This is a genomic window from Parabacteroides sp. PFB2-10 (assembly GCF_029893085.1).
In the GTDB taxonomy this organism is placed as follows: Bacteria; Bacteroidota; Bacteroidia; order Bacteroidales; family Tannerellaceae; genus QVMG01.
On sequence record NZ_JARXWI010000005.1, the window covers coordinates 82,806 to 97,757 of the forward strand.

A 14,952-nucleotide genomic window follows, 5' to 3' on the forward strand; every position below is an offset into this window, starting at 1 on the left:
TCATAATTTATTATAGGTTTCAAGTGCCTTCTCCAGCACCACAAGCGCTTTCGCCAGTTCCTCTTTATTCAGGACATAGGCGATGCGCACCTCGTTGCGTCCCAGGTTAGGATTGGTATAGAAGCCGGAAGCCGGAGCCATCATAACGGTCTGCCCTTCGTATTCAAAGTGTTCCAAACACCAGGCACAGAATTTATCGGAATCGTCGACCGGCAACTGAGCCACGGTATAGAAAGCACCCATCGGAATGGGCGAATAACAACCGGGAATACGGTTCAATCCATCGATCAGGAAGTTGCGGCGTTCTAAGTATTCATTGTACACATCGAGCATATACTCTTCCGGCGTATCGAGCGATGCCTCGGCAATGATCTGACCAATCAATGGCGGACTCAAACGAGCCTGACACCATTTCATCACATTCTCGCGCACCTGCTTGTTCTTTGTCAGAATAGCCCCGATGCGGATACCACATTCACTATAACGCTTCGATACGGAGTCGACCAATACGACATTATTTTCAATCCCTTCCAGGTGAAGCGCCGAGATATAGGGAGCGCCGGTATAGCAGAACTCACGGTAGACCTCATCGGAGAAGAGAAACAGATCGTATTTCTTGACCAGATCACGGATCTGCTCCATCTCCCGGCGGGTATACAGATAACCGGTCGGGTTGTTCGGATTACAGATCAGGATCGCCTTCGTGCGCTCGGTGATCAGTTCTTCAAACTCTTCGATCGGCGGCAGGGCAAAGCCTTTCTCGATAGAAGAGGGAATGGTTTTGATCACCGCACCGGCCGAGATAGCAAACGCCATGTAATTGGCATACGCCGGTTCCGGCACAATTATCTCATCACCCGGATCCAGGCAGGCCATAAAAGAGAAGGAAACCGCTTCCGATCCGCCGGTCGTGATGATGATATCGTCGACATCCACCAGGATATTGAAGCGCGCATAATAATCCACCAACTTTTCGCGAAACGAACGGATCCCTTCGCTGGGAGAATATTCCAACACCTTGCGATCTACCTGCCGCATCGCCTCCATCGCGACTTCAGGTGTAGGGATATCCGGTTGACCGATATTCAAATGATACACCTTCGTTCCCCTTGCTTTAGCCTTATTAGCCAGCGGAACAAGCTTGCGAATGGGAGAAGCAGGCATACTGACTCCTCGTTGCGAAATGTTGGGCATAATACTCTATTTATTGAAAGTTGAATTGCAAATCGCTTTGCGAAGCGTAAAGCAAAATGGAAAATTGAACGTTTTTCAAAGCATATACTGTTACTTTGTCACAAACAACCTTCCATTTGAATTATTTTGCTGCAAAAGTAGCGCAATTAGCGATATTATGCAAGTAAGTCGTTTTTTTATTTACCCGGAGGAGGCGAATCTTTGCTGGCGTGCATCGTAGAGATGAAAGCATGCGGATCGACCTCTTTCACCTCTTCCTTCAAACGAGGCATATCTTTGCGCTCGGCAATCGTAAAAATAATCTCACGCTCTTTGCCTTCATACATGCCACGCCCATGCAGAAACGTACCCCGCATTTTCATCTTATCGACAATAATATGCTTGATCTCCTCTGTTTTGTTGGAAACGATAAACACCGCCCGGTTGGGATTTTCCACCTGGAACATATCCACCACTTTGCCATACACAAAGATGGTAAACCAGGAATACAAAGGCACTGTCCAATCCTGGAAAGCCAAAAGACCCAATACCACAATCGCCGAATCCAATAAAATAATCAGATTACTCACTTTTATATTGGAGTTTATAGCTATTACCCGTGCCAACACATCGGTTCCCGCGCTGGTACTCTGTGCTTTGAATATACAGGCCACCCCGGCTCCCAGTATGGCACCGCCATAGAATCCGGCGATAAAGGGGTCGTTCTCCAATAAAGGCTCTGTCAGGAAGTAAGAAAGTCCGTCGGTAAAGAAGGAAATCAACAGAAAGGTAACAGCGGTTTTCGGCCCCGACGACAAGCCCAGTTTCTTCAAAGCAATGATCATCAGCGGCACATTAAAGAAGAGCGCCGTTGCCCCCATTGGCAAGCCATCAGGCAGAAAAGAGAAGACCCCCTTCGTGACATGATGAAGCACAATGGAAATACCATAGACACCTCCCGGTACAATCTTGTAGGGCGCAATAAACAGGACATAACTCAACGCTTGCAGAAACGATCCCACGACAATAAAAGAGTAGTCGGTCAGATGCTTTTTCCATGTAATCGGCGTGGAAAGCTGGATTTTTTGTTTCATGTTTTGACTAATAATTATTTGTGTGTTTACCAGCCGCAAAGATATATAAAAAAAGAGGTTACCTTTTTCAGACAACCTCTTATTTTATATTCTGCACCGAATTATTTTGAATCGGCATAATAGGTATCGGGATCAGAAAACCTTTCCGTCATGATATAACCGGAATTAATCCCGTTAAAGATCCTCAGGTATTCTTTCATCTGCCTTTTAGTCAACACCTTTTCCATCGAATCAAGCATCTCTTTCACCAAAGCCTTCCTCTTTGTATCTCTCACCTGAAGATCTTTCATTCCGGCTATTTCCAGTTGAACCGCAATAAAATAGTTATTGATCTCCCCTACTCTCTTCTCCTGCCGGAGCGTCACCCCAAGCATATCACACAGCCAGTCGGTATGTATACTGATTGGTTTCTGACAGATCACTATATCTGCCTTTTGCGCGAAACCCATACTCCCGGTAAACAAAACCACCATTATTGCAATCACCCATCTTTTCATAATCTTTCTACTTATTAAACTATTTATACTATACGACCTACCCTATACAAAATGAATGTATAGACAAAGTAAATAATAGTCTCAGGGCCCGGAGATTTCAATTACGACTTCTACTATATAGACTCATACACTTAGGAAAACGTTGCAGAAAAAAGAAGATTTATTTCGTTAAAAGAAATCATCGTGCATTTTTGCAGCACGACAATCCCTCAAATGTTAAAATAGCGATTGTAAGCAAAACGGCCGTTTTACTTACAAATCCATACGTTAAAAAGTGTTTCTCCCGGGAGTTTGCCTCCGAAGTCCCGCTTTTTTGCGCGCAAAGTCGGGCGGAAATTACAAATCGTAAATTGAGGGATTATCCAAAATCGAGCGTATTAACATTTAGAAACACTTACTTATTCAATAATTTGGCGGTGGTCGATTCTCTTTCCGTATATACCTTCACAAGAAGCACCTCCTGGTTGTAGTGTGCCACCGGTATCTCCAATTGGGATTTGCCGGTATTATACTGTTGCCAAATCGTTTCGCCATTTGTGCGGACAACACTCACATTTTTGATCTCACTGCCATCCATCGAATGCACATAAATCACTCCCTGCGACAGGTAGACGGCGATCGACGATCCGGAGATCTCTTCCAATCCGGTCGGTGAAGCGAGACTGATCAGGCTGAAACGTCCTAATTGGTCGCCTTCTGTGTTCTCAAAGCTGTATGTGAAGCTGTCGCCTGTTATGCGTGTCAATACATTCTCCTTGGTGTCCTTGAAGTAGAACTCATCGTAGTCGCCCTTCAAGGCTAAGAAGCCGGAAAGCGTCAGCGTGGTCTTCAGTTTACTGTCGGTCACCAACCCGATAGGCAATTCTTGCGGCAATCCCCACATCCGGTTAATATCCAGGTACATGCCTTCGGTTACTGTAAAGACTTTCGGCACCTCTTTCACCCCTTCGATCAGCATCACACGGGAGTCCTCGTTGGCATGATAGGCCTTGCCCGCCTTTTCGGAAAGCACCACTACTGCCTGCGAACGATGATCAACCGTCGACGCCTCGATGGTCAACAACGGATAAGGCGAAGATTCGCCGGAGGCGGAACGCAATCGGCTGCCGGCAGGATCCGTTACACTCATCGCGCCGGTGATCAATAGCTGATTTCCTGCGGCGACTGTTTCGCCTTCTTCTCCGGCTTTTTGCCTGATCTTTACGATAAAAGACTGCATCGGAGGAATGGATTTCCAGGTCAAATTCTTATCCGGATCCGTAGTGGCTACGACATTCAGCCCACCATATACATCTTTATTCTCGTCGTCCTTAACTGTATATTCCTCCCCACTCAAAGCAATGTATTGATTACCTCCCGATAGGATCCGGTATTCCGGTGTGATAACAGCCGCATTCACCCGATAGAACTCTTCAAAATCGATATGGCTCATAAACGGATTACCCACCAGCTTGACCGTATCGGTCGCTTCGATTGGAATAGTCACCAACGCATTCTCATCCTGAGTTGCCTCAAACGCAAAGCGATGTCCGTAATCGCGTCCCTTATCCGGGATGGTCTGGTAGTTTTTCTGATGCAATGCTTTGGATATCTCATCGTAGAAATGGAATGACATGCGATTATCCGGGAAGAAATAGGCCATACTATCCATATCTGTCGTCTTGCTGTAATTACTGATTCCAAGATCCGGATTGGCATAGAAGGCATCGTTTGTGTAATAGATCTTACCAATCCGCGCGCTAAATCCTGTTCCGGCTTCCAAGCGCTCGTTTACATTGTGGAACGGCTGTGTCCAGTCGACATAGACAGCACCTGTCTGCGGACTGCTTGTGTCATGCAGCCGCATCTCCGTCAGTGGGTTTTGCCGTTCGAACATAAAGTCACCCGAATACATATCGCGCAACGGTGCCGAGAGACCGAACCAGCGGTTGGTTGGCAACTTCAAGTCGACCTTGGCATAGTTATATATCAACTGATCGACACGTCCCAACTCCGAACCTGCCTTGAAGTGGATCGTATCGCAGGCATTGGGCACATAGTTGTAATCGAATTCGATAAAAGGGGTCGCGTGTATATCAACTAAATCTTTTTGTATATACATCTCCGGTTCAAACAGCAATGCTTCCACCTCCATCGAAATAATCTTCTTCGAGGTGTCATAGCCGGTAGCTTCTGAGTCTCCCTGAGTTACATGAAGTGAATCCACCAAGTTTTCATATTCCTCCAAGGCCGCGTATGTACTTTTCCCCGCGGGAATAATCACTTTTGTTTGCGGGAGCGGAGGGAAGGTCTTCACCTCGGAAGCTGTCTCGGTATATATGCCATCTTTCTTTACCGGTATATACCAGTTGCCGTCGCGGTTCCAATCACTCTTGCCTCCTGTAGCTTCATCATCCCAGTTAGCACCCCAGATCACGGTATCAGGCACTACCTTCAGGCGATAATCCACTGACAGGTCGCAATCGCTTCCTTCTAACGCCCAGTCGTCGGCTCCGGTAGCCTCCAAGACAAAGTCGTAGGTATAGCCGGGTTTGAAGTGATATTGTGCATTCTCACCTGTCCCCTCGACACTTACGAAGTTGCGCAGAACCGCATCATTAGCCAGAATCTCTATGCCGATCTTGTTGTTCGTAATACGGAAATCACCGATCATAGAATCGATAGGCAAGGGGTCTCCCTCCTGTGAGACTTCGTTTACGACCGGATCTTCGAAGAAATAGTTGTAGCCATTATGCACCATCGGATAAGATTCCAAAGCAAAACGCGGACCACGCTCAGTCGCTAACTTCCAGCGCACATTCATCATGTCGGCGGGCGAAATATCCCTATAGCCTTCTTCTGCTTCCGGATCATATTCTCGGGTGATCGGAACCTTGACATCCCGTGCTAACTTATCGGTATAAACCGGATCGATCAAACCGATATAAGCCTCGGCAATCGCTCGACCTTTCATCTCACCAATCACTGATTCCCCTTCTTCATTGAGTACATCCGTAAGCCGGACAAGCGCGTTGCGTATCTCATCAAAATAAAGCATCGGAAGCACAAACTGCTCGGTAGGCCGTATCTCTTTTCCGTCAACCTTTTTCCTTTCCGGCAGACGTACGGTAAAGATATATTCCTCGCTATCGATATCGAAATAGGGCATATCGGGTTGGCCGGAGGGCATTACCTGTCCGAACCACGAGTCGGGCGACCAGCTCTCGGCTTGCAAAGCGATCTGCGTCGGAGTGGTACAGATATGTACAAAATCCTTCATTTCCTCATTGGTGAGTTCATTGAGGTTTTCGACCAGAAACGCCACATTCGACGGCACCACCGTCAGGTAGTTGGCAGCCAATGAGGTAATAGAGAGATCGGTATGATCCTTGTATAATATCACATAGCCCCGGTGTTCCCAATAAAGCATACGCGCCAATAACTTATTCAGATCCTCCAGATCCTTGATATAGGGGACTCGCTTTGAATCATCGGTGGTTATATTTCCATCCGCATCAATATAATTATCGTTATAGTCGGTCATATAATAGACGACGTGGTAGTCAGTACTATTATCCTTATAAGAGTCGGCTGTAAAACGGGTTGCTGTTTCAGCATTTATTTCTGTTCCCGGTGTATGTTTGATATCTGTATAATACTTACCGGTTTTAAAATCAATATATTCCCAATAATGATGATTATTCGGATCTGTGGATAGCGTTCTGTAATCGACCGGGAAAGCTTTCTGATTAGCAGAAGGCAGGTTGGGTTCGTATGGATAAAAGTAACGATAGGCCGAGAGATCTTTCTTCAATGTCCGGAAATCAACCGGTTTCTGTTCCAAGGTATTCCCTGTATTCTTATTATCCCGTGCGCCAATACGCGTAGCGGAGGTGACTGCATCTAAAGCAGTGGGTTCTATTTCAGCTCGCGTTACCGATATGCCGGGAATGATATGCCTGAAATAGCCTCCATACTGGTTAAAGCCGACGTAGTTGGGCTCGCCCCAAACCCAGGCAGGGCCATTATAGTTTTCATCCAATTGCCAGGCTTGCCCCTGAATGGTATCTAACCAGACATCAAACCCGTCGCGGTTGCGGATAATGGCATTCTCTATGGTTCTGAAAAGCAGCGTATCCATAGAATTAACATCTTCATATTCCCCTTTAAGCGTATACGTAAACTCCCGCGCGTTGTATATCGTATCTTTTTTCGCACTATCCTCGTCGTTTTGCACAACGATAAAAGGCTGCGTATTGAGCGGTCCGAGATACCAGTCATAATAGGCAAACATCTTCTCCTCGGTATTGGGTTCGGTCGCGTATGCCTTCACATTCACATCGTTATTGGTACAGATAGCCAGGTCGCCCGTCTCCTCCAAAGAGGCTCCCCCGACAGTCATCTCGAAGTCGGTGGCATCGAACTGAATCTTAAAGGCGGCAGCACCGGCACATTTGGGAGAGAGAATAGAGGCGGTAGATTCCCCTACATAAATACTATATATGCCCGTATTGAATTCACCTGCCGATCCACTCCCGTCATTCAATACAGAGGTAGGTATCAACTGACTAAACACCAACATATAATCTCCGTCAGCAGAGCCATACCGATAGAGATACATACCGTTGTATTCAGGGTGTGCAGGATCTCTGCAAACCTTTATATTAAATTTATTATTACCGTAATCTGTTTTTCCTGCAATACTGTCTGTATTGAACACTTTGATGGGTATAACACCATAGTGATATTTGTATTCTTTATCATAATACCCCATATTGACATACATATTATCACTGCCTGAACCATTTTGTTTGGCAGGGAAGGTCTTGTCGGCCGCATCTATAAAACGGAAGAATAAGGAATCGCGAATCGCAGTATCTCCTCCCGGCCAAAGCTGACTTAGGTTCACCTCTACGGACATGGTCAATGGTTCGGTAATTTCAACCCCACCACCATCAGGCAAACAAAATACTTCATTCGTACGCACCGCCGAAATAGCCGGGTTGGTACGGTAGACGCATATATCATCGAGGGCAAAGTCATTCCCGGTGGTGCTTAAGCCGTTATTTTGTATTTCCAGACGGAAATCGATCGCTTGTTCTCCTTGTTCTTTTTCTTCTCCTTCTCCCTCTTCCGGTATCAGTTCCGGAGGAATCACAAAATCGAAGCCAATCTGAAACCATTTATTGACATTCCCATAACCAATATCGCCGGTATAGAAACGTTTCACAATGGTTTCCGTTCCGTCATCACCAATAGTTTTCAATACAAATACCAGGTTGGGGCGGGTAGCAACATTTGTTGCACCATTGTCGGCAGAGGTACTGGAACTATTATTCAGATTCACTACCCAAGCGGAGAAATACAATTTCGCTCCGGCACAAAACGATTCATTAAAGTTGAGGGTAGCAAAGATCCCCGGCTGCTCCGAGGCATCCACATAAAGCATATTCCCCATTTTGGCAGTGCCACCACCAGCTTTCAGATAGGTAATGTCACTCACGGTCGCAGTAGTTGACCAGCTATCACTTTCGGTAACCCCATTGATCTGCTGTGGGAAGCCATATTCACTCCAATAGGGTGGTCGGTGGTGAAGATGGGTTCCGGTACCTGACGATGAATAGTGAAGCGGATTGGTAAATCCATAGGTCGATTCATCGGGAGCAAGGCGTTGTACCCCCATCCCGTAAAGCGAATATTCTCCCCGTATATTGGCGGGAGGGAAAGGTTCGGGAAGCGGACTCTGTTCCTCCCCCATCTGGTCGAAGGTTTTCGAGATAATCAATTTCTTATCCGGCAGATGGGCGAAAAGGTCATCTGCTGCTTTGGCAGGATCAATTAGTTTAGGACCCACCGCGCTTTTTGCTTTATAGGTAACCTGAAAGATAGCCACACGCTTTTGCACCGTAACCCCTCCTCCGCTATAGTACGCATCCACCGCATAGTATTCTGTTCCACCGGCGGTTTTACTGGATGTATTGATCTGCAAATATTTATTATTATTAGTAGTACCAGGGAAAGAGTAGATTCCTCCGGTCAGAGGTTGAGTTGTATTGTTAACATCATCTATTTTATCTACTTTGTACCATCTGAATTCCCCGGCTCTATACAGTTCCTTACCGCTTTTTATCCAATAGTCACCAGTAAATGTTCCAGCTTTGTATTGCGGCGTCAGACGCAAGCGGGTTCCTCCATCGGCTGTTCCAACAGGAGCCTCTAATTCATAGACTTCGTAGGTTGTACCTTTACTTAACGCATCATCAATAGCATCAGCCATCTCACTTGCCGGGAGGATATGAAATACATTACGTACCGAGAGTGACGGTTCGATCATCTCCCCGGAATTATCACTTACATCTCCCGTCCATGTGAAATCACTATAGTTACTTAAGTCGCAATAGATAGTCGCGTCATCGCTATAAAAATCATCCGGTATATCATAGTCTACCTGGGATCCACGATCTATTCCACTTTTATTGGCATTAAAGTACATTACCCCGTTGGTCATCGTAGCCTCGGTGGAACCGGTGTTAAGCACAGGGGCAAACAGATCCAGATCCGGTGCCAGTTCTTGCCCCGCAGTCGTTATTTTATACCATCGGTAATAAGCAAAATTTTTGGTTGAGGTAATCAATCGTTCCGTAGCCCCATCAACGGTATAAATGTTATGGTGCAGTTCATGCACATTCTGACGCGACTGTATAGGTTGTTTGCTGTGTTTATAAATAAAGGTTGCCTGTGGAATAAGCGATCTTGCCTTGATCACAATATTATCAACATCCAATAGAGGGGTCTTTTCTCCTTCGGCCGTTTGCATTGTATTCTCAACTTTCACCTGTATGATCGATTTGCCGCCATGGGATATATCCCCCACGGTTTCAGGTTGGTAATTGATCGTGTATGCATAATAATACCAGGCATCCGGATAGTTCGGATCTTCATGCGTGGTGATAGCCCAGTCGGGAACGGTTAGTTCCAAAAATTTCTCTTCAGTGTTTCCTGTTGACGCATCCTTAAAAGTCAAGGTCACCTTACCAACAGAGTAAAGTCCCGGGGTTGTTGAGGTTTCCTGCAATGTGCCATCCGTGATGGCACGCATCCAAACCGAAAAGCGGATGACCGTATTTTTATCTGCATCAAACTCATTCAGGTTCTGGTAAAAAGACTCACTCTTTGGCAAACGGGTGAAGTAATAGCCGTCACCATCGGTATTTCCAGCTGCATAATGACCATAAACAACCTTGGCTTCTGCACTTCCTCCATATCCGATCGGGACCAATGTATAGTTAAAACCTACCATCTCCTTGCTCAAGTCTCCTTTCTCCTGGTTCCAGATATCATTGATTGTCGGAGTGGGTGGCAGTTTGTCCCAAACATTTTCCGCATTAGCTGCTACTTCATTGGACACAATCTCCTGATCATCATTTTTTACAATACTCTCCTCTGTCGAGGTCAGTAAGAAAACAGAATTTGCTTGTCCATAATTAGCGGCTGCTGATACGGTGGTAGTCGTAGATACTCCATTATGATAGAGCAATGTTCCCCCTCCTGCTTCTACAGTAGCTCCGGACTTGGAAACCAATTTAAAATACATAATATCTTCCGTATTCTTATCAGAAACCGGAACCTTGATCAAACGCCACATGGCGCCATCCGAAGAGGGATCATCGGTCAAGGTGGGAGTTCCGTCCTCACCCACCGCCAAGCAATAATCACCCAGTCCCAATCCTGTATTGCGGATATGATACCATCCGGGCTGTCCATATACCTTGCCATCAACTCCCGTCCTATATTCTACAGCCTCAAAGGTCCATTCGGCACCGATATATGTAGCGGATTGGGTAGCTATACGGGAGGTATTGGTTTCCGAACTATATGACACCGCCCCTTCTACGATCGTATTTGTTCCCCGATTTCCAAAGCTCAAGGTTGGAGCGTTTGAAATATCAGACCACTCTCCCCATTCGCCTTCTGTCCATCGATTTTGCCACCATGATTTAGTATCTGTCCTCGTCCTCGTCCCACTTCCCGTAGCTGTTAAATAGGTATTCCCCGATATATTCCCTCCGGTATTTGTCTTTACCTGCAGGCTATAGCTATATTGTGCTTCGGCCGTCACGCCGCCGAATAGAAATATCAGTAGTAATAAATAAATTCGTTTCATATTGTTGTAAAAACTATGATTCAACAATGGCTTAATTCACCGATTCCGCTTCAATCCGTGTCGCGACAATCGGCGGGATAGTAGGGGCACCGATGGAGGTTATTTTCTGGATATCGAGGTTGTAGCTGTTGTTGCGAACCACCCCGAAGCGTCCATACTTGCCGGCGCCTCCAGCCTCTGTCTGGCTGAAATGTTCGATCGGTATCTCGTAGTAGATCTCGCCGTTTTTGTAGAATAACAGGTTGTCGGAATAGGCAGGGGTTGCTTTGCTTAGATCACTCCAGCTAAACGTAGGATTATCATTTTTAAACTCCGCAATCGCAGCTGCCAGTGAAACAGAGATTACCGTCTGACCATCCACCACTTCCCCATAATTATAAGGGGGAGTCTTTGTTTCATTCGCATATTTCACCACATCGTCAGCCAACAGGATGTAGTAATTATTGTCATTTTTATCGGTATTATAGCCACTATATCCGGTGGTCATTCCACCAATAAACACAAAGAAGTCACCGATCCTGTAGCTCTCCTCTAAGGTCGAGATCGTGGATCCGTCGGACTCTTCAACAGAGATATTTTCCCGTTTCAGGATGGCTTTAACGATTACCCGCGTGGTCGCATCATACAATTGCTCCTCTTTGACCATCGTATTCTCCGGCACATAGACCGGTTGGGCAGCAGCCGTCTGCCACGACCAATAGCTGCTGTAGGGGTAGCCGGAGAAAGGTGCCAGCTTCCGGGCTGAGTCGCCGTTGACTTTAAGGGCGTTTGCCGTGATATAGGTAAACTCGTCGTACAGTTTGGTTCTATCAGAAAAAACCAGGAAGTTCGGGTCTTCCGCATAGAAGGATTCACGACCGGTATCGCCTTGTTTTTCTATTTTGTCTGCATCGTCAAACCCTTTCGCCTTATAGGTGAGGTGTCGGTTCCAGTAGCTTTTCTTATTAGTGATATCCACCTGCCAGGTGAAGTCGGTCGCCACCATATAGCGCACCGCCGTCACGGTAGCTCCCAGTCCATCGCCATAGCCATATTGATAGTTGCAGGAGGTCGTCTTGCATAGTTTGGTTACCCGGTTAATCGCACCGCCACAGATAGGACAGCGGAAATTTGCCAGTACATCATCCGGGATATCATAGTCATTGTTCCAGACCGTTCCGGATAGTCCGTCTAAGCGCATGGCAAAGCGCCCGATATTGGTGGTTGCTACGGTGGAAGGTCCCGCATAGGTCAGCCCCACCTTGGCTGCCACACGCTCCACGGCGCAGCCTATAACAGGATACTGCTCAGCCTCCTCCTCGGTACTGTAAAAGTTACTTTCTGTTATATCTATCAGTCCCTGTGCATTCAGCATCAGGAAGTAGACCGCCTCTCCTGCCGTTACACCGGGTATATTGCTTCCGGCTATTTTGTGGAGAGCAGATTTGGTTGTGTTAAAAGGGGCGTTTAAGTCGTCAATTGTCTTTCCGGATCTGGTTACATCTTTAATGGAGTCGTTGGGGTTAACAATAATAAGCATTTTATAGTTCCCCTTCTCTGCCCGCTTAGCTTGGGTTTGAATAATAAAGGTATTGTTTTCATACTTTCCGTTCCCCAGCACATCGCTGCCGGTAGCCCGCAGCTTTCCGGTGACAGTTTCGTCATAGACAGTCTTTATATCAAGATCCCAGACATACTGCACCGTACTGCCTGTATAGAATACAATCCGCACGCTATCGATCAGGCTCTCCCCTATGGTGCCGATGCTCTCGGCTTTTGTCACAGGGGCTTCGTAAGGAAAGCTCAACCGGAAAGAGATCGTATTGCCGGAAGCTCCGACAATTGGTTTTTCTTCCCCTGCGCTTCTTATAATATCTTCATCTACGCAAGCGACAAGCAGCAGAGCTGTTGCCAATAGCATACATAGTTTATAGAAGTACTGTTTCATTTTTAATTTATTAAACACAAAGGACACGAAGAACTATTTGAAAAATGGAGCTCACGGAGAAAGAAAGCGCTTATGGCGTTTCTCGGTGCCGATCGCTATCTAAAGCTCCTCGCCTGGTCAGGAGAGGGGGACCGCTGCTTGCAGTGGTGGAGAGGTTGTTCGTATTTGAACTACTATATATTTATATGTATTATATAGAGACAACCACTCCACCCCCGCAAGCGGCGGTTCCCCTCGCCTGTCCAGGCAAGGAGCCGAGATACTGTATTATTATCTTTGAATCATCCTTTTGTAATGATTATAAGTCGATACCTTGTGAACGTACCATCCAAGGCAGGATCTCAAACTGAACAGACAGCCAGGCATTACCCTTATCATCCGGGTCTTTCCGGACAGTAGGAATCGTTGCAGTTCCATACTTGTTGATACCGTTCAGTGTCAATTTATACCAGTTATTGCGTACCACACCGTAACGACCATACGTCATATCGTCTTTTTGAAGGTCATCGCCAAAGTGACGGATAGGCACATAATAATAGTTAGGTGCATCTGCCGCGAAGAAGCGTACAATAGCACTTCCGGAGGCCATATCTCGGGAGGCAGTCAGCTTTCCTTCACTTGAAGTAAAGTAATCGGTATCAACGGTTGTTACTCCTTCTGTTGTTGTTGATGCTATAGCTTTCAAAATAGCCGGTAAAGAAGAGATTTCCGCATTGCCAGCCGCCATAAGGTTTCCCCAGGTAACAGAACCAGTGTTACCATCTTTGTCTTTGGCATTTGTAATCACTACCGCATTAGCTGCTGCTTCTGTTGCTGCCCGACCGACTGCGAATAGATCCTGTATATCCTGACGGTTGAATACATTGTTGTTGAACAGGAAATATTCATCGCTGGGGACTGCATCTGTTTCATCGCCCGCAGGTGTACCGGCTGACAATGCAACCTCAAAATAGGTTTTAGCAGGCGTAATCATGGCTGAAATAAGAACAGAAGTTGTTACATTTTCATATTGAGCATCAGCAATCATGGTATTTTCTGTTACATAAGCGCTGGCGTCCATTGCCAGGGTAGCAGCCGTAGCAAGCGTGTAGTTGTTGGTATCAACGGCGCCGTCAGTCCCCGTCACCGACATATTCGGGTCGGTGGCGTACATCAGGTAGCGGTATTGAGGAAGAGCGTAGTCATAGTCAGAAGTTTCACCTTCTGCTACCTTTTCAGGTATCAGATTGCCAGTTTGAGTAGTCAACACCAATGGGAATTGTGAGGCCAACGGATTCAGCATATTTGCCGGTTTCCGCATCCAGTATGTTTTCTTGTTAACAATATCGACATTCCAGGTAATATCTCCGATAGTGACACCCTCCATAGCAGAGAAACTCTCTGCATTTTTAGCCAGTGTCACTTTCGCTACTGCACGTTCGACATACAATGCCACCGGCGCGCCATCGACTTGCGCCTCTGCTGCTGTCGGTTTAATATCCGCCTCTTTCACATCTTTCAGTCCGGCGAAGTTACTCATCAGGAAGTTTGCCGGTGGATTATTGCCGCTTGCTGTTCCTGTAAGATCGGTTACGGCAACTGAAGCAAAATCTTGAATAGCTGACAAGGGTTGACCGCTTCCGGTAATAGCGTTGGATGTTGTGTTGGCTGTTAACACTGCCGGTGGGTTAACCAAGACCACCAATTTATAGTCGGCCTTTGCAACTGCTTGCGCCTTGGTACGATAGGTGGTCGCATCATAAGTGGGAACAATCGACACCATATCCGTACCAGGGGCGGACGGGGTTCCGATAGATGTCAAGTGGAAACGGTATTTCACAACGGCTGTATTACTGTCGTCATTATACAGGAGTATCAACACCGTATTTACTGTATTTTCAGCCGCCGTACCGTAGTTGGTAGTACCTGTAGGAGCCGCCTTCGTCCCCCGCAGGCTACTATTAATCAACGAAAAAGAAACATACCCCACTTCGCCTGTCGGATTGTTTTTGTCGTTTTCTCCACCCGGCACATTGTCCGAACAGGCAGTAGTCAGGATGGTTCCTGCTGCCAGCAGCATCATGGCTGCCCGTTTAAAAAAATTTGTTTTCATAAAATGTAAATTTAAATAATTATTGT

At 46.4% G+C, this 14,952-nt stretch carries 6 protein-coding genes; all 6 read right to left on the reverse strand.

What is annotated here, in order from left to right:
• A complete protein-coding gene (locus M2137_RS05950) occupies nt 1-1,194 on the reverse strand; it encodes a pyridoxal phosphate-dependent aminotransferase (RefSeq protein WP_280765545.1) in 1,194 nt (397 codons plus the stop codon).
• A gap of 176 nt (nt 1,195-1,370) precedes the next feature.
• Nucleotides 1,371-2,267, reverse strand: coding sequence for a YitT family protein (locus tag M2137_RS05955; RefSeq protein ID WP_280765546.1), 897 nt, complete (start codon nt 2,265-2,267; stop codon nt 1,371-1,373).
• 101 nt (nt 2,268-2,368) lie between these two features.
• Nucleotides 2,369-2,764: a hypothetical protein gene (locus M2137_RS05960; RefSeq protein ID WP_280765547.1), complete on the reverse strand. Its 396-nt coding sequence runs from the start codon at nt 2,762-2,764 to the stop codon at nt 2,369-2,371.
• Nucleotides 2,765-3,158: 394 nt separating this feature from the next.
• Nucleotides 3,159-10,907, reverse strand: a complete 7,749-nt coding sequence (locus tag M2137_RS05965; RefSeq protein ID WP_280765548.1) for a hypothetical protein — start codon at nt 10,905-10,907, stop codon at nt 3,159-3,161.
• Between the two features lie 31 nt (nt 10,908-10,938).
• The gene (locus M2137_RS05970) at nt 10,939-12,834 is read right to left on the reverse strand and encodes a fimbria major subunit (protein ID WP_280765549.1); all 1,896 of its coding nucleotides are present in this window, start codon (nt 12,832-12,834) and stop codon (nt 10,939-10,941) included.
• Nucleotides 12,835-13,132: 298 nt separating this feature from the next.
• Nucleotides 13,133-14,926: an Mfa1 family fimbria major subunit gene (locus M2137_RS05975; protein WP_280765550.1), complete on the reverse strand. Its 1,794-nt coding sequence runs from the start codon at nt 14,924-14,926 to the stop codon at nt 13,133-13,135.
• Between the last annotated feature and the right edge of the window lie 26 nt (nt 14,927-14,952).